A 24,187-nucleotide genomic window follows, 5' to 3' on the forward strand; every position below is an offset into this window, starting at 1 on the left:
CGGAGAGCGAGTACGAGCGAGGAGCGGGCCGACGTGGCGGGCCGAGACGGTGACGGGGGACGACGGGGGGCCGGAGCACGGGGCGGGGCGTGGGCGGCGGAACTGCTCGACCAGCTGCGGCCCTCGGGCCACGACGTCCGCAGGGTCGTCTCCTGGCTGGCCGACGCCGTCCGCGCCGTGGTGACGCTCCAGGACGGCGCCGGGCACCTGCTGGCGGGCACGCCCGCCGCACTGGACGAGAACCTGGTCCGGGAGATCACCGCGGGCCGCATCGCCTCCGCCGCCTGCGAGGACCGGGGCCGCCATCTGCGCCTGGTCCGGGTGGAGCGCCCGCACCCCGCCCCGGCCGCCGTGCTCGCGGTAACCCGGGCCACCCCGTTCGACCGGCCGGCCGCGGAGATCGTCACGCACACCGCCCAGGTCGTCGCCCTGCTGCTGGCCGCCCAGGAGTCGGCCTCGGCCGGGCAGCGGCTCCGACGGGCCGCCTCCGACCTGCGCCTGGCCATCCTGCAACTGCTCATGGTGGAGGACACCGTCTCCGCGCGGCGGGTGGCCGCCGGACTGTGGCCGGGGCTGCTCGACACCGACACCGCCGGCGTCTACGTCGTCGAGTGCGGCCCCCGGGAACGGGACCGGCTCGCCGAGGAGTGCCTCGACGCGACCCGCGAACAGGCCCTCGTCGTGCGCTGCCCGGCCAAGGACGGCCATGTCATCGTCCTGACCCCGCGGGAGGCCACCGGCGACGACCTGCGGGCACTGATCGACCGGCACCCCGGCGCCTACCTCGGCGGCAGCGCCCGGCACGGCCTCGCGCGCACGGCGACCGCCTACGGGCAGGCGGTCAGCGCCCTGGCCGTGGCCCGGTTCCGGCCCGGGCGCACCGCCGTGTACGCCGAGCGCACCCGGCCCGAACGGCTGATGGACCCGGTCGCCCTCCACCACTGGACGGCCCAGGTGCTGCGCCCGCTGGACGCCCTGCCGCACCACACGCGCGCCGAACTGCTCGCCACCACCCGGCTGGGCCTGGAATTCACCGCCGTGAGCACGGCCAAGGTCCTCGGCGTCAGCCGGAACACCGTCCGCGCCCGCATGGACCGGGTCGAGACGCTGCTGCGCACCGACTTCGCCGACCTCACCGCGCGCGCCGCCGTGCACCTGGCGCTCAACGCCCACGCCGCACTGGAACAGAACCCGGACGGCGCCGCCCGGCCGGGCCGCGCGGACGCCGTCCGGCTCGCGGACCTGCTGGCCGGGCCCGCGCTGCGCACCTGGGCGACCGACCTGCTCGGCCGGCTGGAGACCGACACCCGCGACCTGCGGCGCACCCTGCGGGCCTGGCTCGCCGTCGGCGGCAACGCCGAGCGCGCCGCACGGGACCTCGGCGTCCACGCCCAGACGGTGCGCGACCACGTGCGCCGCGCCGAGCCCGTCCTCGAACGCCGGCTGCTCGACCCGGGGAGCGACCTGTACGAGGTGGTCCTCGCGCATCTGGCCGTCGGGGAACTCGACCAGCCCGTCCTGCGCGGTGCGAAGCCGGGCAAACGGGACTCACCTGTGCACGGCTGAGTCGGGGCGGCCCCGCGGCGGGCACCGACGCGGTTCACAAGGGCCGAGCCGTCCACGTACGTTCGAGGCACCGCGGGGGCACGACCGGGACGGGGGACCGGTCGCGCCCCCGCGCGCGTGTCCCGGTGTGCACCGCCCGGGCACGGGTACCCGGCCGGTCCGCGGAAGCGAGACGGAACAACCGACGAACCGACGAACCGAGTACCGCGAAGAGGAGGCCCGCATGACCAGCGGCACGGAGACCGGCGGCCTGACCGGCACGCAGGACAAGGACTACAACCTGATCTGGTACGTCGAGTCCTGCCTCAACAACGCGCTGCGCCTGGAGACCTACATCCAGGACGCCGAGCGCCAGAAGGACACCGAGGTCGCGGAGCTGTTCCGCAAGGCGCAGGCGGACAGCCGCAAGGGCGCCGAACTGGGCAAGGGACTGCTGAAGGCACGGCTCGACGGCGGCTGAGGGCACCGAGGACGCGTGGGCGGGGCCCGGGCGGCGGCGAGCGCCGGTGCCCGGGCCTCACGTATGGACGTGCCCGGCGGGCCCCGGCTGGCGGGGGTGCCGTTCCGGTCCGAGGCTGGGTCCCGGGAGGCGCGCCGGGCCGGCCGGTGAGTGACACCCCGGTACCGGGTACCCGGACCGCCCGCCCGGGCGGCCGGCCGCTGCCCGGGACCCGACCGACGGACGTCACGCCCCGGACGTCACCGCCTGACGCCACGCATCGAAGGAGCCCACGAACCATGACGGACGTATCGAGCCAGGGCCCCGCTCCCGGCGACGACCGCAAGGTGCTCACCAACCGGCAGGGCCATCCGGTCTACGACAACCAGAACCAGCGCACGGTCGGCGCCCGCGGCCCCGCCACGCTGGAGAACTACCAGTTCCTGGAGAAGATCAGCCACTTCGACCGGGAGCGCATCCCGGAACGGGTCGTGCACGCCCGCGGCGTCACCGCGTACGGATACTTCGAGGCGTACGGCAAGTGGGGCGACGAGCCCATCGACCGCTACACCCGGGCCAAGCTGTTCCAGGAGCCCGGCAAGCGCACCGACGTGGCCGTCCGCTTCTCCACCGTCATCGGCGGGCGCGACTCCTCCGAGGCCGCCCGCGACCCCCGCGGCTTCGCCGTGAAGTTCTACACCGAGGACGGCAACTGGGACCTGGTCGGCAACAACCTCGGCGTCTTCTTCATCCGGGACGCGATCAAGTTCCCGGACGTCATCCACGCCCTCAAGCCCGACCCGGTGACCTTCGAGCAGCAGCCCCGGCGCATCTTCGACTTCATGTCGCAGACGCCGGAGTCGATGCACATGCTGGTCAACCTCTTCAGCCCGCGCGGCATCCCCGCGGACTACCGGCACATGCAGGGCTTCGGCGTCAACACCTACAAGTGGGTCAACGCCGAGGGCCGGACCGTCCTGGTCAAGTACCACTGGATGCCCAAGCAGGGCGTGCGCAGCATGACCGAGGAGGACGCGGCCAACGTCCAGGCCGACTCCCTCGGGCACGCCACCAAGGACCTCTACGAGGCCGTGGCGCGCGGCGACCACCCGGAGTGGGAGCTGCTCGTGCAGATGATGGACGACCACGACCACCCGGAGCTGGACTTCGACCCGCTGGACGACACCAAGACCTGGCCCGAGCAGGACTTCCCGCCCAAGGCCGTGGGCCGGATGGTGCTCGACCGGATGCCGGAGAACTTCTTCGCCGAGAACGAGCAGATCTCCTTCGGCACCGGCGTCCTCGTCGACGGCCTCGACTTCTCCGACGACAAGATGCTGGTCGGCCGGACCTTCTCCTACAGCGACACCCAGCGCTACCGGGTCGGGCCGAACTACCTTCAGCTCCCCGTCAACCAGGCCAAGAACGCCGACGTCCGCACCAACCAGCGCGACGGCCTGATGACGTACCACGTGGACGGCGGGGGCGAGAACCCCATCGTCAACTACGAGCCGTCGATCACCGGCGGGCTGCGCGAGGGGGAGTACCCGACCCACGACGAGCAGGGACCGGAGGTCCGCGGCCGGCTGACCCGCAAGCGCATCCCGCGCACCAACGACTACCAGCAGGCCGGCCAGCGGTACCTGCTGATGGAGCAGTGGGAGCGGGACGACCTGGTGAAGAACTTCACCGACCTGCTCTCCCAGTGTCCGAGGCCCATCCAGGAGCGCATGGTCTGGCACTTCCTGCTGGTCGAGAACGACCTCGGCCTGCGGGTGGGCGAGGGCCTCGGCATCAGCCCCGAGGACGTGGCGGGCCTGGAGCCGCTGGCGAGCCAGGACCTGACCGACGAGGACCGCAAGCGGCTGTCCAATCTGGGCAAGAACCCGCCGCGGGACGTCGAGGGCCTCACCATGACCCACTGCGTCCCCGACGAGCGGCACGTGGTGACGCGCTGAGCCTGCCCCGCCGTCCCTGCGGTCAGCCGCGCAGCGCCGCGCGGGCCGCCGCGAGGGCCTGCTCGGCGTAACCGCGGCCGAACAGCACGGCGTGCACCAGCAGCGGAAACAGCTGGTGCACGCCGACGCGGTCGCGCCACCCGTCGGCGAGCGGCGCCGCCTCCCGGTAGCCGTCCATGATCCGCTCCAGGTGGGGGCAGCCGAACAGGTGCAGCATCGCCAGGTCGGTCTCCCGGTGGCCGCCGTGCGCCGCCGGGTCGATCAGCCACACCTCGCCGTCGGCGCCCCACAGCACATTGCCGTTCCACAGGTCCCCGTGCAGGCGGGCGGGCGGCTCCGGCGGCCCCGCCAGCCCGGGCAGCCGCTCGCAGACCCGTTCCACGTCGGCCGCCTCGGCCGGCAGCACGGTCCCGTCGTCCACGGCGCGCCGCAGATACGGCAGCACCCGGTGCTCGGCGTACCAGGCCGGCCAGTCGGTCCCGCGGACGTTGCGCATCGGGGCACGTCCGATCCAGGCGTGGCGCGGGCCGCCGGGCGGGGCGGCACCGAACGCGGGCGCTCCGGCGGCGTGCAGCGCGGCGAGATCCCGCCCGAACCGGAACGCCGCCCCGGCAGTGGGCCTGCCCTGCGCCACCCGGTCCACGACCAGCCGGCGCCCGTCGTCGCCGTGCACCGCGGGCACCCGGACCGCTCCCGCGTCGGCCAGCCAGCGCAGCCCCGCCGCCTCGGCCCTGGCCGCCCCGTCCCCGTCACCGGTCTTGACGATCACCACCCTGCCGTCGTCCAGGGTCACCTCGGCCGGCCCCCCGGACAGCCGCCGCTCCCCGGCGACCGCCCACCCGGTCATCCTGGCCACGGCGGCACCGGGCCCCTCCCGGCCGCCGGGGTGACGCGACGGACCGGACGCGGAGAAGGCGGAGTCGTCGGCACGCACGGGGCCCAGCCTACGATCCCGGCGCGCCGTGAGCCGTGCCTCCGTGCCCGGCGATCCGTGGCCGGCGATGCGTGCCCGGTGACCCGTGCCCGGCGATGCGTGCCCGGTGATCCGTGCCCGGACGACGGTGCGCCGCAGGCCGCCGACCCGGTGAAATTGCCCCGCGGGGCCGGGGGACGAGCGGTGCGACGGGGGACCAGTGAGATCATGACCAGTTCAGCGTTCCACCGCACCATCACCCTCCCGGCCACCGTCGTCGAGCAGGCCTCCCAGCACCTCGAACAGGCGGTGCAGCGGGCCATCGACGGCGCCGCGGCCCCCTGGCGGGCTTTCCGGGGTGTCGACTGCGACGCCCCGACCCTCCCCGTCCCCGTGGTCGAGCAGGCCGCCGGATGCCTGCTGGTGCTGGCCGCCGAGAGCGCCCAGAACCTGCGCCCCTCGGCCCTGCGCGCCCTCATCGGCGTCGCCCTGCACCTGCGGGACGCGGCCGAGGCCGTCCACCGGCCGGCCGTGACGACTCCTGCTTGGTGAGGTACGGCGCGGACGGGGAGCGACGGGGCGCGGGCCGCGGGGTCCGGCGTCTTCGGGGCCTGGGGCCTGCGGGGTCCGGCGGCTGAGGTCTGCGAGGGCCGGGGCCTGCGGGGTCTGGGCCTGCGAGGTTTGGTTCCTCCGACGTCCTGGGCTCCGAGCTCCAGGGCCTGCGAGCTCTGACGGCTCCGGGCGGCGGTGCCCGAGGTGGCGCCCGTGGTGGCGCCCGTGAGGTGTGTCCGAGGCCACGTGCCGAACGAGGCACCGGCCATGTTCCCCGCGGGGGACCGGCGGCTACGGTTTGCGTACCCCTGTCCCAGTTCCCCTCGCAGAGCAGTTCGGACGGTCCCGGCAGTGCACGCAGAACTCTCCCCGGTCATCGCGGCGACCACCCAGTGGCTGACCCGCGCCTACCCGGCGTCGGGCGGCGCGCTGGCCGACGCCCTGTGCGAGGTGCAGGCACGCCAGGCCGTGACGGTCGCCGCCTGGCTGCGCTATCCGACGCCCATGGACGCCGCTCTGGTGGGGGTCGCCGGCCCCGGAGGCTCCGCCCGGCTCGACTGGGTCGCCGGCCCGGACGACGCCGCGGCCGGTGACCCGGCGGACCAGGCCTGGCGTACCTGGGTGGACGAGGTCGTGACCAGCTGGGCGGCCGGGCTGCTGACCGATCCGGAGCTGGCGGGGCTGGCCGTGGCCGCCGTGGTCGAGGACCACCCGGGGAGTGTGACTCCGGCCGGGTTCCGGCGGCTGCTGGAGCCGGACGACCGGGATCGCAGGGCCGCGGCGCTGTTGCGGCATCCTGATCTGCTGGCTCCGGTGGCCGATCTGCACCGCGGTGAGCTGCTCGGGCGTCTGGGGCCCGGCCGCACACTGGCCGCCTGACCGCGGCCCCCACCGGGCTTTTTTCGCCCCCGCCGCCCCTACCCGTCCCGTCCCCGGGGGCTTCGCCCCCGGACCCCCGCTCCTCAAACTCCCCCGGAGGGGGCACCCCCAGAGGGGCTGACTTACCAGCCCGTCCGGCGTTTGAGGACGAGGCCGTTCAGGCCGAAGCGGGGGTCTGGGGGCGGCAGCCCCCAGAAGGATGGGACGGGTAGGGGCGGCGGGGGCGAGGGAAATCCGCTGCCGCCCAGGCGGTCAGGCCGCCGTGCCGAGGGCGGTCCGGTCGGCCAGGTCGCCACCCTCCGTCCGCAGCGCCACCGGCGCAGCCGAACGCCGACCGTGCAGCAGATACCCCGCACCGACCGCCCCGGCGATGACCAGCCCACCCGAGACCAGCGCGCCACGCGGCCCCGCCAGCTCCATCAGCAGACCGATCGCCGGCGGCCCACCGAGACTCCACACCGTTCCGACACTGCCCCACACCCCGAGCACCCGCCCGCGCATATGGGCAGGCGGATCGGTCTGGAGGACCGAAGTCCCCGCCGTGTCCGACACGGACTCCACGACGGCCATCGGCAGCACCAGCACCAGCAGCACCGCGAGCGACGGTGACATCCCCGCCACCACCTGCAACAGCCCACCCACGGCGGCCAGCGTGCCGACCAGCCGCACCGAGGGCCTGCGCAGCCGCCCGCCCAGCACCGCGCCGATGATGCCGCCGACCGCCAGCACCGTCGAGACCGTGCCGAACGACCCGGCACCACCCGCCAGCGGCCCGGTGACGAGGACGGCCAGCGTCAACGCGTAGTTGCGGCCGAAGACCGCGCTCACCCCGGTGACACCGGCCAGCGCGAGCAGCCGGGGCCGGCGGGCGAAGAACGCCAGGCCCTCCCGCACCGTCATGCCGCCGCCCGCGCCGCGCGCCGGCGAGGGACCGTCGGCCCGCACGGCCCCGCGCGCGGGACGCAGGAAGGGGACGACGGAGGCCACGAACAGGAACGACACCCCGTTGGCCGCGTACGCGGCGGCCGTGCCGAGGAAGCCGACCGTCACACCGGCCAGCGCCGCGCCGGTGAGCCGGCCCGCCTGGTGCACCAGCGCGCCCACACCGATGGCGGACGGCACGTCCTCCGGCGGGACCAGGTCGTTGCCCAGCAGGGAGCACGCAGGCCCGTCGACGGTGGCGATGACGCCGGTCACGGCCGCCAGCACCATCAGCGAGGTCATGTCGAGCCGGTCCAGGGCCACCAGGACGGCGGTCGTGAACGCCACGGCGCCCAGCAGGGCCTGGCTGACGGCAGCCGTCAGCTTCCGCGGCCAGCGGTCGACGGCCGCGCCGCCGAACACGCTGATCAGCAGGGCGGGCGCGGCCTGCACGGACATGGACAGACCCGTCGCGGCGGCGGACCCGGTGATCTGGAGGACCAGCAGGTTCTGCACCGTGAGCTGCATCCACGTACCGGCGTTCGACACGAAGTTCGCGACGGACCACCAGCGCATGCTGCGGTACCGCAGGGAGCGCCACGGCGAGCGGGACGCCGCCGGGGATGGCGGGTCGACGGGGACCGGCGCCGGGTCCGGCGCGGGGGCGGGCGGGGTGGAAACAGGGGAGGAAGACACAGTGCGGCACTCGAAGACGAGCCGGGAGGCCCGGAGGGGACGGGGACCGGAGGGAAGTCACCGGCTGCGCTGCACGGTCGTTCCACTGAGCCGGATCACGGCGCGGACCATGGTGGCAGAGGGGAGGGCCGAGTCGGTGCCACCGCATCCCGGCGGGCCGGCCGTACCGGGGCCAAACACCCCCGTGGATAGGGCACTTGGCGGCACGAGTGTGGTTGATCACAGGTGTAGGGGGCCGCCGGGGCCCGGTCCGAGGCCGGTGACGGCGGCCACAGCCTCCCGGGCCGGGGCGGCCGGCTCCGACCGCCGGCCCCCGCGCACGGCGCTGGACGCAGGGGGCACGGCAGGCGTCAAGGTATGAAAGCGACTCGGTGGGGCACTCGGGGACGCGCTCGTCGGCGTCGCGCAGCGGAAGGATGGTGGTCCTCGTGTTGCCGTTGGCGGCATGCACCATGAAGACCGAGCCCACCGCGCCCTGGTCCCGTGCCCTGGTCACCGGAGGGGCGGGATTCCTCGGCTCCCACCTGTGCACCCGGCTGCTCGATTCAGGTGTCGAAGTCGACTGTGTGGACAACCTCGCCACCGGCCGGGCCGAGAAGGTCGCCCACCTGGCGGGCCGGCCCGGCTTCCGCTTCCTCGAACGGGACGTCACCGACCCCGGCTGCCCCGAGGCCCTGACCGGCCCCTACGACCTGGTCCTGCATCTGGCCGGCCCCGCCGTCGCCCCGCCGGACCGGCCCGAGGACGCGCTGGACGCCGCCGGCCTCGGCACCCGTGCGGCGCTGGCCGTGGCCCGCCGCGACGGCGCCCGCTTCCTGCTCGCCTCCTCGCCGCCGCAGGTCCCGGGTCCCGGGGCCGACGACCCCGTCGGCATCGGCGCCGAGGGTCCCCGTGCCGCCGCCGTCCGGTTCGCCGAGGCGCTGGTCGCGGCCCAGGCGGGCGACCCCGACGCCAACGCCGGGATCGTACGGCTGTTCCCGGCCTGCGGGCCCCGGATGCGCACGGACGACGGGAGCGCGCCGGGCCGCTTCATCGAGCAGGCGCTGACCGGGCAGCCGGTCACCGTCGCCGGGGACGGCGGCCGGACCCGCTCCCTGTGCTACGTCGACGACCTGGTCGACGGCGTGCTGCTGGTGGCCGCCGGCCGGTCGGTGCGGCCCGTGGACATCGGCGGGGACGAGACACCGTCGGACGTCGAGGTCGCCCGCCGGGTGATCGAGCTGACCGGTTCGGCGTCACCGCTCACCTTCGTCGACGGGACGGAGGACGCCGAGCCCGCCGCCAGGCCGGTCACCGGCTTCGCCCGGGAGATCTTCGGCTGGATGCCCCGGGTGTGCTGGCAGGACGCGCTGGAACGCACCGTCGCCGCCTTCCGGGACCTGCCCGAACCCGTGTCCGCGATGACGGCCGGGCGCGACGGAGGGGAGTGGTGGGCGTGAAGGCCCTCGTCGCCCACGCCGGCGACTTCGGCGACGTCCTGCTGACCGGACCGGCCGTCCGGGCCGTCGCCAACCGGGCCGGCCGCGTCACGATGCTGTGCGGCACCCGCGGCGCTCCGGCCGCCCGGCTGCTGCCCCACGTGGACGACGTGGTGACCTGGGAGACACCGGGGGACGGCACGGCGCCGGGCGCGCCGCACGGCACCGACACCGACGCGGTGGTCCGGCGGCTGCGCCGGGAGGGGTACGACGTGGCCCTCGTCCTCACCCCGGAGCGGCACGATCCGCTGCCCGTGGCGCGGCTGCTCCGCACCGCCCGGGTGGGCCGCATCGGCGCCCCCGGCGGCACGGCCCGGGACGCCTTCCCCGACGATCCCCTCCACGACGACTCCCTCCTCGACCTCCGGCACCCCTGCCGGCCGGGCCGGCACGAGGCCGAGGCGGCCCTGGACACCGCCCTCGCCATGGGCTTCGGCCTGCGCACCGGGGACGACGGCCGGCTCCGGGTCCGCCCCGCTCCCGACACCGCCTCGCTCACCGGCAACGGCCCCTACGTCGTGGTCCACCCCGGCGCGGGGGATCCGGCCCGCGCCTGGGACGCCGACCGCGCCGCGGCGGCCGTCGCCCTGCTCTGCGACGCCGGCCACCGGGTCGTCGTCACCGGCGGCGCCGACGAGACCGCCCTGACCCACGGGGTCAGCGGGGAGACGGCCGTCGACCTCGGCGGGCGGACCACGGCGCGGGCGCTCGCCGGGGTACTGCGCTCCGCCGACGTGCTGGTCACCGGCTCGGCCGGGCCGGCCCACCTCGCCGCTGCGGTCGGCACCCCCGTCGTCTCCCTGGCCGCCCCGGCACCGTCGGCGGACAGCCGGGCGCCGTACCGGGTGCCCACGGTGTCCGTCGACGGCCGGGGCCCGGCCGTCGACGTGCTGCGCGCGGTACGCCGCCTGCTGGGCACGGGCAGCTGACCGCCCGCACCGCACCCGGGCATCACGCCGCCGTACACGCGCACGGCCGCCGCCATACACCCGTACGGCGCCGTACGCGCGCACGGCCAAGGGCCCGGTGCCGGAGCACCGGGCCCTTGGCCGAGTCGTCCGGACGGACGCGCCCCGCGCCTCAGTCGGCCTTGCCGCGGCCGGACAGCGCGTCCCGCATCCGGTCCACCAGCCCGGCACCGGGCGCCATCAGCTTGTTCATCGGCGGCTTGTCCGGGGCCGACGGATGAGGCCGCGTGGGAGCCGTCTTCTTCGCCTGCCGGACCTTCTCACCCAGTTCGTTCAGCGCGTCCGGCGGACACGCCTCGCGCAGCCGGGGGAAGAGGTTGGCCTCCTCGTCGGCCACGTGCGAGCGGATCTCACTCATCAGCATGCCCACCAGCCGGTCGAACTCGGGGTCGTCGGCGGCGCAGCCCTCCAGGTCCTTCATGATCTGCTCGGCCTCGGCGTGGTCCTCCAGCTCCTTGTCGGCGAGGGCGTCGCCGTTCGCGACGTGCTCACGCACGGCCGGATACAGGTAGGCCTCCTCCGCCACCGAGTGCCGGACCAGCTCGATCGTGGCCTGGTCGGCGTACAGCTTGCGGTCCTTGTGACCCGACGGCAGAGCCTCGATCTTGCCGAAGAGCTCCTCGACCTCCCGGTGATCGGTCGTCAGCTCGTCGATGACGTTTCCTCCGTGTCCCATTTCCTCACCTCCACACAAGTCGCGGCGGCCTCGGGAACGGCCCGCCACGGGCATCGGGTCCCCCCGTCCCCGGTCCGCTAACGCCTGTTCTGCCGGGGTCCCCCGAGGCCAGCCGACCACAGGCGGCACACCGCCGCCCGCCCGGCTACTCCTTCCGGCCCGGCCGGCTCACAGACTGCGGGCGGTGACGTCCCCGTAGGCCGTGGTCGCGTGGATGCTCAGACCCGCGGCGGCGCCGTCGCTGTTGCGCAGCGCGTTGTGGATCCGGCCGTGGGAGGTGCCGGCGTCCAGCATGGCGGAGACCCCCTCGGCGGCGTCGACCGAGATGTCGCCGTGCTCCGTGCGCAGGGTGACGGTGCCGTGCACGGCCTCGGCGATGCGGATGTCGCCCTTCTGGGTGGTGATCTCCGCGGAGCCGCCCAGGCGGCCGACGGAGACGTCACCGGCGAGGAGGGCGAGCCGGGCACTCGCGGTCTCGTCGACCTTGACGGTGCCGCGCGCGGCCTCGAGGACGACGTCGCCGAGCCGTCCGACGCCCCGGAACTCGGCGTCGGCCGCCTTCGCCTCGATACGCGACCCGGCGGGCAGCTGGACCGTCACCTCCAGCGCACCGGTGGGGCCGAGGATCCGCCGGCTCGCCGGCGGGGCCTCGATCCGCAGGACGCCGTCGCGGTAGGCGACCTCGGTCTGCTCCGCGGCCTTCACGTCGCTGCTCTTGGCGGCGTCCGCCGGCCGGACCTCGACCGTGGTGTCGGCCCGGTCGGCGGCGATGAACCGGATCAGCCCCGCGGGGACGTCGACCACGGTGGAGACGGGGGCGGGGGTGTCGAACTTCTGCATCGTGCGCTCCTTCGGTCCGTTCGTTGTTTCTGACATCGGAAACGCTACGTTGCATTTACGGGTCCGGCAACGGCGATACTGCGTGGAATCCCTGTATTGGCAGGTCAGTTGCGGTAATTCATTGCAATGGTGCTGTGGCCTAACGCAATGGAGGGTCTCAGTGCGTTGCAATGAGATGAGGGTGAACGCCATACTGGGGCCGCCACCGACACGGACGGGAGAACGCGATGCCGGGAGGCAGACTCACCCAGCAGGAGCGCCGGCGGATCGCGCTGGGGCTGGCCGACGGTCTCGCCTACGCGGAGATCGCCAGACGCCTGGACCGCCCGACCTCGACCGTCACACGCGAGGTCATGCGCAACGGCGGCCCCACCGCCTACCGCGCCGACCTCGCCCACCGCGCCACCGAGCGCCGCGCACGACGGCGCGGGCAGACGGCCCCCCGGCCCGCACCCGCGCCCGCGCAGCCGCACGGGCGCGACGCCGAAGCGGTACGCGCGTACGAGGAGGCGTTCACCGCCGTCCTCGTGCAGTCGGGCCTGCCCAGGATGACGGCCCGGGTACTGGTGTGCCTGTACACCACCGACGCGGGCAGTGTCACCGCGTCCGAACTCGTCCAGCGCCTCCAGGTCAGCCCGGCGTCGGTCTCCAAGGCGATCGCGTACCTCGAGAGCCAGGGCCTGGTCCGGCGGGAACGCGAGGCGGGCCGCCGTGAGCGCTACATCGCCGACGACGACGTCTGGTACCAGTCGATGATGGCCAGCGCCCGCTCCACCGCCCAGCTGGGGGAGACGGCACGGCAGGGCGTCGGTGTCCTCGGCCGCGGCACTCCCGCCGCCACCCGCCTGGAGAACATCGCACGCTTCGTCGACTTCGTCTCCGAGAGCATCGCCCGCGCCGCGGAACAGGCCCGCGACATCCTCTACACCAGGCCCGGGACGGCACCGGACGGCGCGGCCGGGGAGGCGCCGCCGGCGCGGGAGGGCTGACCGGCGGCGGCCGGCGGTCACGGCCGGGGGAGGGAACCGGCCGGGCCCGGGAGTGCCCGGCCGGGGCGGCGGCTCAGCGGGGCAGCTTGGCCCGCAGCCCGCCCGCCATGGCCGCCGGGCCCGCGGTGGCCCGCATCGAGCGGCGCACCAGGTGGGCGTCGCGCCGCAGGTCGTGCGCGGCGTGCCGGCCGCGCCACAGCAGCGACGGGGCGCTGCCGGTGTCGTCGGCCGCGATCAGCAGACCGCCCAGCATGGACAGGTTCTTGAAGAAGTGGATCTGCTGCTGGGTGCGTTCGGAAGGGTCCTCCGCCTCCCAGAACCGGTGCGCCGCCAGCGTCGTCGGCACCAGGGTCCCGGCGATGGCCAGCGCGGACAGCCGCGGGAAGCGGCCCAGGCCCAGCAGGATCCCGCCCGCCACCTGCACGGCGCCGCTGATCCGCACCAGCTGTTCGGTGCGGTCCGGCAGCGGCGGCACCCTCTCGGTGATCGGCCGGACCACGGGTTCGGCCACGGGGGCCACGGCCTCGGGGTTGCGGACGGAGTTCAGGCCGCCGGTGACGAACATCGAGGCGAGCATGGGGCGGCCGACCAGACGCAGCAGACTCATGGGTCTCTCCAGAGGTGTGTGCTCTGCGGTCTCTTCAGGGGGCGTGTGCTCTGCGGTCTCTTCAGGGGGCGTGTGCTCTGCGGTCTCTTCAGCGAGCACCGGGTGCCCCGGCCGGTCCGCACCATGCGGCGCGCCTCACGGGCGTCGTCTCGCTCCCGGCCCGCCCCGGCGGGTCCTCGCCGGGACCCGAACCCCGTCGGTGTCCCCCGGCAGCCGCGACCGATGCTTGACCGACGGCGGCCCCGTCCTCAGCCGGCGCCGTGCAGCCGGTACACGTTGAACGCCCGGCGGATCACCGGCTGGGCCACGTTGCGCACCCGGACGCCGCCCGCCGTCATGCCGTGCTCGGTGCCCAGGTGGGCGTGCCCGTGCACCGCCAGATCGGCGCCGGCCGTGTCGATCGCCTCCGCCAGCAGATAACTGCCGAGGAACGGATGGATCTCCAGCGGCTCGCCGGCCAGCGTGTCGGCCACGGGGGAGAAGTGGGTCAGCGCCACCCGCACGTCGCAGCCCCGGCCCTCGAGCTCCTTCAGGGCGGAGCGCAGCGCGTCCGCGCTGCGCCGGGTCGTCCGCACGAACTCCTTCATCAGCGGCTCGCCGAACTCCCCGGCGCTGCGGCCGACGAACCCGCCGCAGAAGCCCTTGACGCCGGCCACCCCGACGCGCGCCCCGTCGCAGTCCACCACCGTGCTGTCGCCCTCCAGGACCGTGACCCCGGCGTCCTGGAGGATGGCGGTGACCTTCTCGGGCTGTTCGTCGTGGTGGTCGTGGTTGCCCAGCACGGCGATCACCGGCACCCGCAGACCGCGCACCTCCTGCGCCACCACCCGCATCTCCTCCGGTGTGCCGTGCCGGGTGAGGTCCCCGGCCAGCAGCAGCAGATCGGCGCACTCGGGCAGCGTGTCGAAGGCGGGACGCAGCAGGCCCTGGCTCTCCGGGCCCATGTGGATGTCTCCGACGGCGGCGACACGGACCATCACAGCTCCTCCGCATGATCGGGCCGGGTGGTCTCCGCGACCACGACGTCACTGTGCACGGTCAGCCCGGCCAGCTCCTCGTGGACGACCCGCAGCAGGGTCTCCCGGCACTGCGCCGAGGGCACCGTGCCGGTCACCACGACCGCTCCGGCCCGGATCTCGGACCGCACCCCCAGCTCGCCCAGCTCCTCGGCGGCGAGCCGGTCCTGAAGATGGGCGACGCGGTACTCGACGTTCTCCGCGTGGGGCGGAGCACCTGCCGCGGGGCCCTGGCGGGCGACGGGGTCGCTCATCGGTGGTCCTCCTTCGACGGAATGATCTCCAGCCGCTCCAGGATGAAGAAGAAGGCGGCCGGCATCGGCTCGTCCCCGCACCCCCGGCGCACCGCGTCCCAGTCGATCTTCTCCCGCAGGGTGCGGGCGATCGGGAGCACCGCCCCGAAGTCGCAGTGGTGCTCGGAGAAGGCCGCCAGCAGGCTCGCCATCAGGTCGGTCGGCGAGAGCACGGGCATGAGCACGGAGTCCACCGACAGCTCCTCGGCCCGGCCCAGCAGCTCCGACGACACCGGCTGGTGCGCCATCTCGAAGATCAGGTCGACCTGCTGGCCGAGGCAGGTGGCCTTCAGCAGCCAGTCCTCCGGCGGGGTGTAGACCGTGAGCCCGGCCTCCCGCAGGGCCTCGGCGACGGCCCCGGCGTCCTCGGGGCGGATGCAGAAGTCGACGTCGTGCTGAAGGTTCTGGGTGCCTCCGTGCGCGTACACCGCGACGCTGCCGGCCAGCGCGAACGGCAGCCCGGTCTTCTTCAGCAGCGACCCGACCTGCTTGGCGGCCTGGAGGATCGCCTGGTTGCGGTCGATCGGCAGATCGTCGCCGGGCAGCCCGGCCGGGCCGGTCGTCCGGTGCTCGGGGACCGGCCCGGGGGCCCCCGCCGCCAGTCGGAGTTCGGACACGCCGGCGCGCTGGTCGAGAGCGTTGTCGTCGGCGGGCTGCGTCATCGCTGTCCCCTTTCGGACCGTGTCTTCCGGGCCGTGCCGTCCACCGGCCGCCGGGGAGGACGCCCGTCACCCCACGGCCGTGCCGGTGCCCTTCGGGTACCCGGCGCCCGGGCGTCGACACGATCCGCGCCGGTCGGGGAGCGGTGCTGTCGGCACGCGCGAATCCGGGCACCCGGGGGACATGAACACCAATGACAGGCAGCAGACCGGCGCGGACGAGCGCCGGACCGTCGAGCGGGTGGTGTCGGCCTGGCTGGCGGAGACCGAACGGCACGACGCCGACGCGGCCCGCGAGGCCCGCGCCGGCTGGGAGCGGGGCGACCTCGGTCCCCGGGCCGCCGAGGACCTGGCCACCTGGGTCACCGCCCGCGTCACCGACACCGGCTTCAACGAGGACGAGGGCCCGCAGGTCCGGGGCGCGGTACGGATCACGCCCGCCGACAAGGACACGGTGCACGGCTGGCTACGGGCCCGGGGACACCCGGTGTGATCCGCGCGCCGGCCCGGACGGACCCCCCGCGCGTGCGGCCCCGCGGTTCAGCCGGACGCGGGCCGCCACTCGAACAGCAGCAGCGTCGCGTCGTCCCGCAACCGGTCGGTCTGCGTGTCCAGGATCGAGTGGATCAGCCGGCGCAGCGACTCCGGCGCCAGCTCCCCGCCGGCCGTGGCCCGGATGACGTAGTCGGCGAACCGTTCCAGGCCCATCAGCTTGGCCTCGCGGGTCCGGGCCTCGGTGATCCCGTCCGTGTACATCAGCACCCGGTCGCCGGGTTCCAGGGCCATCTCGTGGGTCTGCCGCGGCCGGGACGTCAGCAGGGACGGCAGGCCGAGGGGCGGGTCCGCCTCGCGCTCCATCGCGTCGATGAGCAGCTCGTCGTCCCGGATGAGCAGGGGGGCGGGGTGACCGCAGTTGCTCCAGCGCAGCATGCCCGTCGCCAGGTCGAGCTGGGCGATGATCCCCGTGCAGAACTTGTCCGGCAGCCACTGGGCCAGCGCGTCGTCGATGCACTCCACCAGCTCGGGCAGATCGGCCCCCGTACGCCGCGCGTTGCGGCAGGCGGCCTGGGAGACCGAGCTGGTGAGCCCCGAGGCCAGGTCGTGCCCCATCGCGTCGAAGACCGAGGCGTGCAGGGACGTCTCGGTGAGCGCGTGGTCGAAGGCGTCGCCGCCGATCTCGTAGGCAGGCTCCAGTACCGCCGTCGACACCACCTGGGCGTTGCCGATCGTGCGGGGCGGCAGGAACGCCCGGAGCATCTCGGAGGGCAGCTGCATCCGTTCGGTGCGGGTGCGCCGGACGAAGGAGTCCTCGAAGGCCCGCTTCGAGGTGATCATCATGGCGAGCAGGGAGGCGAGCGCCCGTCCGCGGGTCAGCGAGGCGGCGGTGAGCGCGGTCTGGTTGACGGCGAGGACGCCGAGCCGCTCCGCGCCGTCCAGCAGCGGGTACCAGGCCGTGACCCCGCCCGTCTCCGCCTCCTGGACCCGCAGCGACTGCGTGCGGTAGGCCCAGCCCGCCAGGGAGCCGTCCACGGGCAGCGCGGAGGCCACGTCGGTCTGCGGGACGAGATGACGCTGCTGGATGTCGACGAGGTAGACCACGGCGTGCTGAAGGTCCAGCGCACGCGCGCAGCGGGCGACGGCGGTCGGCAGGTCCAGCGTCAGATGCTCCGGGTCGGCGAGGAACCGCAGCAGCAGTCCCTCGGTCGCTTCTGCCGTCGACACCTCGTCTCCCCTCGTCGCAGCCCGGCCGGAACGGGACACACTGCCCAGCAGTCTGGCACCGGCCGGCCCGCGCCGCGCGCCGAGCGGACCACTGCGGGCACGCTTCGTCCCGCCGGGCCGGGGCACGCGGTCGGTGCACCCGGACCCGAGCCGAGGAGGGACCCCGCCATGACCGAGTACGAACGCTCCCGCACCATGACCGCCCGGCCCGAGGACGTCTTCGACCGGGCCGCGGACGTCGCCGGACTCGACGCCTGGCTGCCCCGGGACCTGCATGTGCACGCCGAGGAGCCGCCCGCCGTCACCGTCCACGAGGACCGCACCGACCAGGACACCTCCGCGCTGCTGCGCGCCAGGCCCGAGCAGATGCGGCTGGAGTGGGGCACCCGCGACCAGGGCAGCTACGCCGGCTGGCTCCAGGTCGCCGGCATCGGCAGCGGCACCAGCGAGGTGACGGTGCACCTGTCCTTCTTCGACGACGGCCACGACCCCGGCCGCCGGGAGGTCACCGAGGCCCTCGACACCAGCCTGCGCCGGCTGGAGGAGCAGGTACGCGGGGCGCGGGGACCCGGCGCGGGCTGAGCCGCCCGGACGGGCCGCCGCCCGGCGGTGCCGGCCGGGACCGAACCGTTGCGGTGGGGAGGGCAACGTTCGGGGGCGGCGGAGGGTCGTAACGGGTGACGGGACCGGCGAGGACCGGGGGCGCCGACGCGCCCCCTGCCCGCCCGGCCCGCACCGTGACCGACCGACCTGGGGGAGACATGTCCGTCCGTGCCCGAACCACCCGCACCGCCGTCGCCGCGTCGGCCGCCGTGGCCGCGCTCGCCGTGGCCGCCGTCCCGGCCGCCGCGGCCCCGTCCGCCGGCGCCACGCCCCGCTTCCTGGCGCCCGCCGAACTGCCGCCCCACCCGGCCTCCGACTGGTACGCGGGACCGGTCACCGCCGGACAGCCCGACCCGCTGCCCCTCTGCGTGGGCGACGCCCTGCCGTCCACCGCCGTCCACCGCCGGTACTGGACCGAGTACGACACCGGCGCCGTGCAGGTCACGGTGGTCGAGCGCGACCCCCGGCGGGCCACCCGGCTCGCGGCCCTGCTGCGGCAGGACCTCGCCGACTGCGCGCGGACGCTGAGGGAGCAATACCCCGACATCACCGCCGAGCAGAAGTACTACGGCCGGCTCGACGTCCAGGAAGGCGCGCACGTCTATGGCGTGCACACCGGGACGAGCTGGGGGGCCTCCGACATCAACCTGGTCTCGGTGGGCCGGGACGGGCGGACCGTGACCGTCGTCAACTGGGGCCAGATGGGCGACTTCCGGCACGCGCAGGTGGCCGACTTCGAGGCGACCACCGTCCGCGCCGTGGAGAAGCTGTACTGACCGGGAAGCCGCGGCGGGCCCGTACGCGAAGGGGCGGACCGGTCGGACCCGGCCCGCCCCCCGCTTCGCTCCCCGGAGACGCTTTCAGCAGTCCGGAACCCCGGCGATCTTCTCGCCGCCCCGGAGGTAGAGGTTGTTCACCCAGGCGATGTCGCTGCCGGAGAACTCCTGAACGGCCGTCCACCAGCGGTTGCCGCCGACGGCCGGGTCGTGGACGTACTCGCCCTGCTTCTGGCAGACGGCGTCCAGCCAGTACGTCGACCGGACCGCGAGCACCGGGGACTTGGTGGTCGGGTGCTGGCGCAGATTGACGTTCGTGGCCCAGATGTAGACGTCGGTGAGCGTCGGGTCGCCGCCGCTCGGGGCAGCCGGAGCCGCCTGGGCCGTGCCGGCGAGCGCGGCGGCGGTGAGCGCGGCGGCGGCCAGCGCGGTGACGGAGCGGCGCATCGGTCGCTTCATGGAGATCCCCCTGTGGTCCGGTCGGAACGGGTCGGTCGGCGGTGACCGCACGGCGGTCAGCGGGCCGCCGAGGCGGGCAAGGCGGGTGTCCGCTGCTCGCGGCACCTGCCGGGCACTCAGCACGGTAGGGGACGGCGGCCCGCGGGGGTCCCTGAGATGTGTGAGGGCGCGAGTGTCCGCAGGGCCGCCGCGGGCACCCGGCGGCCATGGACACCGACCGCCGCCCCCTGATCGACCGCAGTCCGGCCCTGCTGGCCGAGGGATACGCCTGGCTGCCCAACCGCATGCGGGAGAGCACCGGCCCCGTGGTCCGCACCCGGCTGCTGGGCAAGCCCGCGCTGGCCGTACGGGGCCCGGAAGCGGTGCGGCTGTTCTACGACGAGAGCCGGGTGCGCCGGCACGGCGCCGTCCCCGGACCGGTGTTGGACACCCTGTTCGGCCAGGGCGCGGTGCACACCCTCGACGGCGCCGCCCACCGCGCCCGCAAGGAACTGTTCCTGCCCCTGCTGGCACCGGACGCCGTCGGCGGTGTCACCGACCACGTCACCGCCGCCTGGGACGACGCCGTACGGTCCTTCGGCGATCGGGAGCGCGTCGTGCTGTTCGACGAGGCGGCCGTCGTGCTGACGCGCGGTGTGTGCCGCTGGGCCGGCATCCCCCTGGACGAGGCGGACACGGCGTCCCTGGCCGGGGATCTGGTGGCGATGGTCGACGGGTTCGCCACCGCGGGGCCGCGCCACCTGCGGGCCCGACGGGCGCGCGGCCGGCAGGAGTCCCGGCTCTCCCGCCTGGTCGAGGACGTCCGCTCCGGCGCGGTGGCCGCGCCCGCGGACTCGGTGCTCGACCGGGTGGCCCGGCACCGCGACACCTCCGACGGGCCGCTCCCCGCGCGCACGGCCGCGGTGGAACTGCTGAACGTCATCCGGCCCACGGCCGCGGTGAGCTGGTTCGTCGCCTTCTCCGCGCACGCCCTGCACCGGTGGCCCGAGCACCGCGAACGGCTGCGGTCCGGCGACGGCGCCTTCGCCACCGCCTTCGCCCACGAGGTGCGCCGCTTCTACCCCTTCGCCCCGTTCCTCGGCGGCCTCGCCGTCACCGACCTGACCTGGCACGGGGCTTCTCTGCCGGCCGGCGGACTGCTGCTGCTCGACGTCTACGGCCAGCACCACGACGACGAGCTGTGGGGCGACCCGTACGCCTTCCGCCCGCAGCGGTTCCTGGACCGGCCGATCGGCGCCGGGGAACTGATCCCGCAGGGCGGCGGCGACCCGGCGACCGGCCACCGGTGCCCCGGCGAGCGGATCGCCGTCGGCCTGCTGGAGGCGCTCGCCGTCCGGCTGGCCCGCCTGGAGTACACGGTCCCGGAGCAGGACCTGAGCATCCCGCTGCGGCGCGTCCCGACCCGGCCGCGCAGCGGCGTGGTCCTCACCGGCGTCCGCGCACCGCTCACCTGACCTCCCGGGGCCCCGGCCTCACCGGACGCCCCGGGCCCTCGGGCCCGGGGCGTGCCTCACCCGGCGTCCGGTCCCTCGGGCTCCACCGCGTCCCGCCGCCCGGTGCGCTCCGCCTGGTCCAGGGAGGACGGGGCGGGGTGGTGGAGGTCGAAGGCGGGCGACTCGGAGCGGACGCGCGGCAGCGCGCGGAAGTTGTGCCGGGGCGGGGGACAGGAGGTGGCCCACTCCAGCGAACGCCCGTACCCCCAGGGGTCGTCGACCTCGACCTTCGTCCCGTACCTGGCGGTCTTCCAGACGTTGTACAGGAACGGCAGCGTGGACAGCCCCAGCAGGAAGGCGCCCAGGGAGCTGAGCGTGTTCAGGGCCGTGAAACCGTCGGCGGCCAGGTAGTCGGCGTACCGGCGGGGCATGCCCTCGGCGCCGAGCCAGTGCTGCACCAGGAACGTGGTGTGGAAGCCCGCGAACAGCGTCCAGAAGTGGATCTTCTCCAGGCGGTGGTCGAGCATCCGCCCGGTCATCTTCGGCCACCAGAAGCTGAAGCCGCCGAACATCGCGAACACGATCGTGCCGAAGAGCACGTAGTGGAAGTGCGCGACGACGAAGTACGAGTCGGTGACGTGCCAGTCCAGGGGCGGCGAGCCCAGCACCACCCCGGTCAGCCCGCCGAAGAGGAACGTGACCAGGAAGCCGGCCGCCCACAGCATCGGCGGCTCGAACGAGAGCGAGCCCTTCCACATGGTGCCGATCCAGTTGAAGAACTTCACCCCGGTGGGCACCGCGATGAGATACGTCAGGAACGAGAAGAACGGCAACAGCACGGCACCGGTGGCGAACATGTGGTGCGCCCACACGGTCGCCGACAGCCCCGCGATGGCGATGGTGGCGCCGACCAGGCCCATGTAGCCGAAGATGGGCTTGCGGGCGAAGACCGGGATGATCTCGGTGATCACGCCGAAGAACGGCAGGGCGAGGATGTAGACCTCGGGGTGGCCGAAGAACCAGAACAGGTGCTGCCAGAGGATGGCCCCGCCGAACTGGGGGTCGAACACGTGCGCGCCGAACTTCCGGTCGGCCTCCAGGGCGAGCAGGGCCGCGGCCAGCACCGGGAAGGCCAGCAGCACCAGGACCGAGGTGAGCAGCACGTTCCAGGTGAAGATCGGCATCCGGAAGATGGTCAGTCCGGGGGCGCGCATGCAGATGATCGTGGTGATGAAGTTGACGGCACCGAGGATCGTGCCGAACCCGGACAGCGCCAGCCCCATGATCCACAGGTCGCCGCCGACATAGGGGCTGCGCAGAGGCCCGCTGAGCGGGGTGTAGGCGGTCCAGCCGAAGTCGGCGGCGCCCTGCGGGGTGAGGAAGCTGCCGAGCACGATCAGCCCGCCGAAGAGGAACAGCCAGTACGAGAACATGTTCAGCCGCGGGAAGGCGACATCGGGGGAGCCGATCTGCAACGGCATCACCGCGTTGGCGAACCCGGCGAACGTGGGGGTGGCGAAAAGCAGCAGCATGATCGTGCCGTGCATCGTGAACGCCTGGTTGTACTGCTCGGCGGAGAGGAACTGCATCCCCGGCCGGGCCAGCTCCGCGCGGATCGCCATCGCCAGCGCCCCGGCGATCAGGAAGAACCCGAACGACGTGATCAGGTACAGGTGGCCGATCTTCTTGTGGTCGGTCGTGGTCAGCCAGGAGACGACCACCCGGCCCCGGGTGCGGAGCCGTGCCACCCGGGCCGGAGCGGTCTGTTCGGTCTGCGTCGCCATGAGCTTCCTCGGTCGGTGCGGGGACACACGGACGGGAGCGGCACCAGCGGCGGGCGGGGCCGGGGCGCCGGTGAGCGGTGGCCCGCGCCGCCCCGGGCGTGGCCGTGCTGCCCGGGCCCGGGGCCCGCGCTGCCGGGCGCCCGCGGGGGCTGCCGCTGCCGTGCCTTCCAGCGGAGCCCACCTGCGGCCGCACGGGCGGACGCCACGTCAGATGCCGCCCGAACTGGGGCCGAATGGCTGAGCCTTTCCAGCCGTCCGGGTGCGCCACGGACGCCCTGGTGAGCCGGGCCGTCGTCACCCGAATGGCCCCCGAGCGGTTCAGGTGACCGGACGATCCGGTGTCTCCTGGAGTGTGACAGCGGCGTCCACCCTGGGAGGCCGAAATGTACGAGATGTGCGTGGGCCCGGAAGAGCCGGGCGGAGCCTTGGTGTGGCATGTGATGGCCAAACAGGCCGCGGCCACGCTGTGCGGACAGAAACTGAGCGAACGGAGCGCGGCGACGGACGGCGAGCGGGCACGGCACTGCCCGGACTGCATGGCGTCGTTCGAGAAACTCATGGCCACGACGTCCTGTTGAGGGACCTCGTGCGACCGGGGCCGGCCCACCGCATCCCGCGGCGGGGCGGCCCCGGCCGTGTGACCGGGCCGGAAGTGATAGTCGGCTGGGTGCATGGTCATAGGGCTCGGCTGCCCCGGTGATCTTTCCGCGCGGTGCTTCGCCCCGGCTTCTCCGGGCGGTGCGACGGCCGATTGACTGGCGTGGCGGCCGAGACGGTTCGCCGCTCACCCCTGGTGCGCGCCCCCTGCCGCCCCTCTCCTTCCGCCTGCCCGAAACACCCCCGTCCTCATGAGGAGTTGTACGTGTCGCAGATCACCGACCCGGCCCCCGCTGGCGTCGTCCCGCGTCTGGAATGGGTCGACGACGCGCTGTTCCCCGCCCTGCGGGCGGCCGTCGATGCACTGCCGGCCGCCGAGAGCCTGGTCGCCCGCTACCACCGCGGGTGGTGCGAGGCCGACGGCGCCCCGCGCACGGTGGCGTCCGGCGGCGGCAAGGCGGTCCGCCCGGCACTGACCCTGCTGTCCGCGGTGGCCGTCGGAGGCGACCCGGCGGAGGCGGTGCCCGGTGCCGTGGCGGTGGAACTCGTGCACGACTTCACGCTGCTGCACGACGACGTCATCGACGGCGACGCGCTGCGCCGCCACCGGCCCGCCGCCTGGTCCCTGTTCGGCACCCCGGCCGCCGTGCTCACCGGGGACGCCCTGCTGGTCGCCGCACTGCGGGCCCTGGCCGACGTACCGCAGGCGCGGGCCGCGGCGGCCGTGCGGGAACTGGTCTCCGCGCTGCTCGAACTCGTCGAGGGGCAGAGCCGCGACGTGGCGTTCGAGAAGGCCCAGCGGGTGACGGTGGCGGACTACCTGGACATGGCCGCGGGCAAGACCGGAGCGCTGATGGGATGCGCCTGCGCCCTGGGCGGCGTGCTCGCCGGAGCCGACGCCGAGCGGGTGGACGGACTGCGGGAGTTCGGACGACGGCTGGGCGTGGCCTTCCAGTGCGCCGACGACGTCCTGGGCATCTGGGGCCGTTCGGCGCGCAGCGGCAAACCGGTCGGCGCGGACCTCGCCGCCCGCAAGAAGTCCCTGCCCGTCGCCGCGGCCCTCGGCGCCGCCGGCCCGGCCGCCGAGCGACTGCGCGAGTTGTACCGCGCCCCGCGCCCGCTCGGCGACGACGACATCGCCCTCGCCCGGCACCTGGTGGAGCAGGCGGGCGGACGGCAGGCGGCCGAGGAGGAGGCGCGGCGCCAACTGGCCGCCGCACTGCGCGCCCTGTCACAGGCCCGGCCGACCGCGGACGCCTACCGCCAACTGCACGACATCGCCTGGGCGATGACCAGGCGCGAGGCCTGAGCCCCCCACCCGCGAGCGGCCTCCGGGTGACGGCGCCGTGGTCCGCGTGACCTC

General features: G+C 74.5%; 25 protein-coding genes. 14 read left to right on the forward strand and 11 right to left on the reverse strand.

Translation table 11 applies throughout. The annotated features are described in order from the left end of the window. Positions 1-33 precede the first annotated feature (33 nt). The 3 genes from ACZ45Q_RS31465 to ACZ45Q_RS31475 all read left to right on the forward strand — a co-directional run bounded on the left by ACZ45Q_RS31465 (position 34) and on the right by ACZ45Q_RS31475 (position 3,963). The gene (locus ACZ45Q_RS31465) at positions 34-1,566 is read left to right on the forward strand and encodes a helix-turn-helix domain-containing protein (RefSeq protein ID WP_468267623.1); all 1,533 of its coding nucleotides are present in this window, start codon (positions 34-36) and stop codon (positions 1,564-1,566) included. Positions 1,567-1,789: 223 nt separating this feature from the next. After that, a complete protein-coding gene (locus tag ACZ45Q_RS31470) occupies positions 1,790-2,026 on the forward strand; it encodes a hypothetical protein (RefSeq protein ID WP_468267626.1) in 237 nt (78 codons plus the stop codon). A gap of 278 nt (positions 2,027-2,304) precedes the next feature. Continuing rightward, positions 2,305-3,963, forward strand: coding sequence for a catalase (locus ACZ45Q_RS31475; RefSeq protein ID WP_468267629.1), 1,659 nt, complete (start codon positions 2,305-2,307; stop codon positions 3,961-3,963). A 22-nt stretch (positions 3,964-3,985) separates the two neighbouring features. Here the strand turns inward: ACZ45Q_RS31475 and ACZ45Q_RS31480 are convergent, their stop codons facing one another. After that, positions 3,986-4,810, reverse strand: a complete 825-nt coding sequence (locus ACZ45Q_RS31480; protein ID WP_468267805.1) for a fructosamine kinase family protein — start codon at positions 4,808-4,810, stop codon at positions 3,986-3,988. A 294-nt stretch (positions 4,811-5,104) separates the two neighbouring features. On the opposite strand from ACZ45Q_RS31480, the gene ACZ45Q_RS31485 reads away from it, so the two are divergent. After that, positions 5,105-5,428 (forward strand): hypothetical protein, encoded by a 324-nt coding sequence (locus ACZ45Q_RS31485; protein ID WP_468267632.1) that lies wholly within the window; start codon positions 5,105-5,107, stop codon positions 5,426-5,428. 351 nt (positions 5,429-5,779) lie between these two features. After that, positions 5,780-6,307 carry a hypothetical protein gene (locus ACZ45Q_RS31490; RefSeq protein WP_468267635.1) on the forward strand — a complete coding sequence of 176 codons (528 nt, stop codon included), beginning with the start codon at positions 5,780-5,782 and terminating at the stop codon, positions 6,305-6,307. Positions 6,308-6,559: 252 nt separating this feature from the next. Here ACZ45Q_RS31490 and ACZ45Q_RS31495 read toward each other — a convergent pair whose 3' ends face one another. Then, entirely contained in the window at positions 6,560-7,924 is a 1,365-nt protein-coding gene (locus ACZ45Q_RS31495; RefSeq protein ID WP_468267638.1) for an MFS transporter, read from the reverse strand. A gap of 452 nt (positions 7,925-8,376) precedes the next feature. Between ACZ45Q_RS31495 and ACZ45Q_RS31500 the strand changes: the two genes are divergently transcribed. Together ACZ45Q_RS31500 and ACZ45Q_RS31505 are read left to right on the forward strand one after the other, a co-directional pair. Continuing rightward, positions 8,377-9,363, forward strand: a complete 987-nt coding sequence (locus ACZ45Q_RS31500; RefSeq protein WP_468267641.1) for an NAD-dependent epimerase/dehydratase family protein — start codon at positions 8,377-8,379, stop codon at positions 9,361-9,363. Then, positions 9,360-10,331 carry a glycosyltransferase family 9 protein gene (locus ACZ45Q_RS31505; RefSeq protein WP_468267644.1) on the forward strand — a complete coding sequence of 324 codons (972 nt, stop codon included), beginning with the start codon at positions 9,360-9,362 and terminating at the stop codon, positions 10,329-10,331. The genes ACZ45Q_RS31500 and ACZ45Q_RS31505 overlap by 4 nt, the downstream gene beginning before the upstream one ends. A 151-nt stretch (positions 10,332-10,482) precedes the next feature. Here ACZ45Q_RS31505 and ACZ45Q_RS31510 read toward each other — a convergent pair whose 3' ends face one another. Together ACZ45Q_RS31510 and ACZ45Q_RS31515 are read right to left on the reverse strand one after the other, a co-directional pair. Next, entirely contained in the window at positions 10,483-11,046 is a 564-nt protein-coding gene (locus tag ACZ45Q_RS31510) for a hemerythrin domain-containing protein (RefSeq protein ID WP_468267647.1), read from the reverse strand. A 168-nt stretch (positions 11,047-11,214) separates the two neighbouring features. Then, positions 11,215-11,886, reverse strand: a complete 672-nt coding sequence (locus ACZ45Q_RS31515) for a DUF4097 family beta strand repeat-containing protein (protein ID WP_468267650.1) — start codon at positions 11,884-11,886, stop codon at positions 11,215-11,217. Between the two features lie 227 nt (positions 11,887-12,113). On the opposite strand from ACZ45Q_RS31515, the gene ACZ45Q_RS31520 reads away from it, so the two are divergent. Further along, positions 12,114-12,875 carry a GbsR/MarR family transcriptional regulator gene (locus ACZ45Q_RS31520; protein WP_468267653.1) on the forward strand — a complete coding sequence of 254 codons (762 nt, stop codon included), beginning with the start codon at positions 12,114-12,116 and terminating at the stop codon, positions 12,873-12,875. A gap of 73 nt (positions 12,876-12,948) precedes the next feature. On the opposite strand, the gene ACZ45Q_RS31525 is transcribed toward ACZ45Q_RS31520, so the two are convergent. From ACZ45Q_RS31525 to ACZ45Q_RS31540, 4 genes are all read right to left on the reverse strand, one after another. Next, positions 12,949-13,482, reverse strand: coding sequence for a DoxX family protein (locus ACZ45Q_RS31525; RefSeq protein WP_468267656.1), 534 nt, complete (start codon positions 13,480-13,482; stop codon positions 12,949-12,951). A gap of 248 nt (positions 13,483-13,730) precedes the next feature. Continuing rightward, positions 13,731-14,459: a metallophosphoesterase family protein gene (locus tag ACZ45Q_RS31530; protein WP_468267659.1), complete on the reverse strand. Its 729-nt coding sequence runs from the start codon at positions 14,457-14,459 to the stop codon at positions 13,731-13,733. Beyond that, on the reverse strand, positions 14,459-14,752 hold the full coding sequence (locus tag ACZ45Q_RS31535; protein ID WP_468267662.1) for a hypothetical protein: 294 nt from the start codon (positions 14,750-14,752) through the stop codon (positions 14,459-14,461). Before ACZ45Q_RS31535 ends, ACZ45Q_RS31530 begins: the two co-directional genes overlap by 1 nt. Further along, a complete protein-coding gene (locus ACZ45Q_RS31540) occupies positions 14,749-15,453 on the reverse strand; it encodes a nucleotidyltransferase family protein (RefSeq protein ID WP_468267665.1) in 705 nt (234 codons plus the stop codon). Before ACZ45Q_RS31540 ends, ACZ45Q_RS31535 begins: the two co-directional genes overlap by 4 nt. A 181-nt stretch (positions 15,454-15,634) precedes the next feature. On the opposite strand from ACZ45Q_RS31540, the gene ACZ45Q_RS31545 reads away from it, so the two are divergent. Then, positions 15,635-15,943 (forward strand): hypothetical protein, encoded by a 309-nt coding sequence (locus ACZ45Q_RS31545; protein WP_468267668.1) that lies wholly within the window; start codon positions 15,635-15,637, stop codon positions 15,941-15,943. Positions 15,944-15,990: 47 nt separating this feature from the next. On the opposite strand, the gene ACZ45Q_RS31550 is transcribed toward ACZ45Q_RS31545, so the two are convergent. Beyond that, positions 15,991-17,172: a PP2C family protein-serine/threonine phosphatase gene (locus tag ACZ45Q_RS31550; RefSeq protein WP_468267671.1), complete on the reverse strand. Its 1,182-nt coding sequence runs from the start codon at positions 17,170-17,172 to the stop codon at positions 15,991-15,993. 168 nt (positions 17,173-17,340) lie between these two features. Between ACZ45Q_RS31550 and ACZ45Q_RS31555 the strand changes: the two genes are divergently transcribed. Together ACZ45Q_RS31555 and ACZ45Q_RS31560 are read left to right on the forward strand one after the other, a co-directional pair. Then, a complete protein-coding gene (locus ACZ45Q_RS31555; protein ID WP_468267674.1) occupies positions 17,341-17,754 on the forward strand; it encodes an SRPBCC family protein in 414 nt (137 codons plus the stop codon). Positions 17,755-17,933: 179 nt separating this feature from the next. Continuing rightward, positions 17,934-18,551, forward strand: coding sequence for a hypothetical protein (locus tag ACZ45Q_RS31560; protein WP_468267677.1), 618 nt, complete (start codon positions 17,934-17,936; stop codon positions 18,549-18,551). Positions 18,552-18,635: 84 nt separating this feature from the next. Here the strand turns inward: ACZ45Q_RS31560 and ACZ45Q_RS31565 are convergent, their stop codons facing one another. Beyond that, positions 18,636-19,010, reverse strand: a complete 375-nt coding sequence (locus tag ACZ45Q_RS31565; RefSeq protein ID WP_468267680.1) for a peptidase M23 — start codon at positions 19,008-19,010, stop codon at positions 18,636-18,638. Between the two features lie 206 nt (positions 19,011-19,216). Between ACZ45Q_RS31565 and ACZ45Q_RS31570 the strand changes: the two genes are divergently transcribed. After that, positions 19,217-20,464: a cytochrome P450 gene (locus ACZ45Q_RS31570; protein ID WP_468267683.1), complete on the forward strand. Its 1,248-nt coding sequence runs from the start codon at positions 19,217-19,219 to the stop codon at positions 20,462-20,464. 56 nt (positions 20,465-20,520) lie between these two features. Here the strand turns inward: ACZ45Q_RS31570 and ctaD are convergent, their stop codons facing one another. After that, a complete protein-coding gene (ctaD, locus tag ACZ45Q_RS31575; protein ID WP_468267686.1) occupies positions 20,521-22,227 on the reverse strand; it encodes an aa3-type cytochrome oxidase subunit I in 1,707 nt (568 codons plus the stop codon). A gap of 383 nt (positions 22,228-22,610) precedes the next feature. Here ctaD and ACZ45Q_RS31580 point away from each other — a divergent pair, with 383 nt between their 5' ends. Both ACZ45Q_RS31580 and ACZ45Q_RS31585 read left to right on the forward strand, forming a co-directional pair. Continuing rightward, positions 22,611-22,805 (forward strand): hypothetical protein, encoded by a 195-nt coding sequence (locus tag ACZ45Q_RS31580; protein ID WP_468267689.1) that lies wholly within the window; start codon positions 22,611-22,613, stop codon positions 22,803-22,805. Between the two features lie 284 nt (positions 22,806-23,089). Next, on the forward strand, positions 23,090-24,133 hold the full coding sequence (locus tag ACZ45Q_RS31585; protein WP_468267692.1) for a polyprenyl synthetase family protein: 1,044 nt from the start codon (positions 23,090-23,092) through the stop codon (positions 24,131-24,133). Positions 24,134-24,187: the final 54 nt, after the last annotated feature.

It is taken from the genome of Streptomyces sp. NPDC031049 (assembly GCF_055571015.1).

Coding starts and splice junctions, on each gene's coding strand:
- ACZ45Q_RS31520 (WP_468267653.1), top strand. CDS start 12,114: ATGCCGGGAGGCAGACTCACCCAGCAGGAGCGCCGGCGGATCGCGCTG.
- ACZ45Q_RS31540 (WP_468267665.1), bottom strand. CDS start 15,453: ATGACGCAGCCCGCCGACGACAACGCTCTCGACCAGCGCGCCGGCGTG.
- ACZ45Q_RS31565 (WP_468267680.1), bottom strand. CDS start 19,010: ATGAAGCGACCGATGCGCCGCTCCGTCACCGCGCTGGCCGCCGCCGCG.
- ACZ45Q_RS31530 (WP_468267659.1), bottom strand. CDS start 14,459: ATGGTCCGTGTCGCCGCCGTCGGAGACATCCACATGGGCCCGGAGAGC.
- ACZ45Q_RS31525 (WP_468267656.1), bottom strand. CDS start 13,482: ATGAGTCTGCTGCGTCTGGTCGGCCGCCCCATGCTCGCCTCGATGTTC.
- ACZ45Q_RS31570 (WP_468267683.1), top strand. CDS start 19,217: ATGGACACCGACCGCCGCCCCCTGATCGACCGCAGTCCGGCCCTGCTG.
- ACZ45Q_RS31515 (WP_468267650.1), bottom strand. CDS start 11,886: ATGCAGAAGTTCGACACCCCCGCCCCCGTCTCCACCGTGGTCGACGTC.
- ACZ45Q_RS31510 (WP_468267647.1), bottom strand. CDS start 11,046: ATGGGACACGGAGGAAACGTCATCGACGAGCTGACGACCGATCACCGG.
- ACZ45Q_RS31555 (WP_468267674.1), top strand. CDS start 17,341: ATGACCGAGTACGAACGCTCCCGCACCATGACCGCCCGGCCCGAGGAC.
- ACZ45Q_RS31545 (WP_468267668.1), top strand. CDS start 15,635: ATGAACACCAATGACAGGCAGCAGACCGGCGCGGACGAGCGCCGGACC.
- ACZ45Q_RS31485 (WP_468267632.1), top strand. CDS start 5,105: ATGACCAGTTCAGCGTTCCACCGCACCATCACCCTCCCGGCCACCGTC.
- ACZ45Q_RS31470 (WP_468267626.1), top strand. CDS start 1,790: ATGACCAGCGGCACGGAGACCGGCGGCCTGACCGGCACGCAGGACAAG.
- ACZ45Q_RS31535 (WP_468267662.1), bottom strand. CDS start 14,752: ATGAGCGACCCCGTCGCCCGCCAGGGCCCCGCGGCAGGTGCTCCGCCC.
- ACZ45Q_RS31580 (WP_468267689.1), top strand. CDS start 22,611: ATGTACGAGATGTGCGTGGGCCCGGAAGAGCCGGGCGGAGCCTTGGTG.
- ACZ45Q_RS31480 (WP_468267805.1), bottom strand. CDS start 4,810: ATGACCGGGTGGGCGGTCGCCGGGGAGCGGCGGCTGTCCGGGGGGCCG.
- ctaD (WP_468267686.1), bottom strand. CDS start 22,227: ATGGCGACGCAGACCGAACAGACCGCTCCGGCCCGGGTGGCACGGCTC.
- ACZ45Q_RS31560 (WP_468267677.1), top strand. CDS start 17,934: ATGTCCGTCCGTGCCCGAACCACCCGCACCGCCGTCGCCGCGTCGGCC.
- ACZ45Q_RS31475 (WP_468267629.1), top strand. CDS start 2,305: ATGACGGACGTATCGAGCCAGGGCCCCGCTCCCGGCGACGACCGCAAG.
- ACZ45Q_RS31500 (WP_468267641.1), top strand. CDS start 8,377: ATGAAGACCGAGCCCACCGCGCCCTGGTCCCGTGCCCTGGTCACCGGA.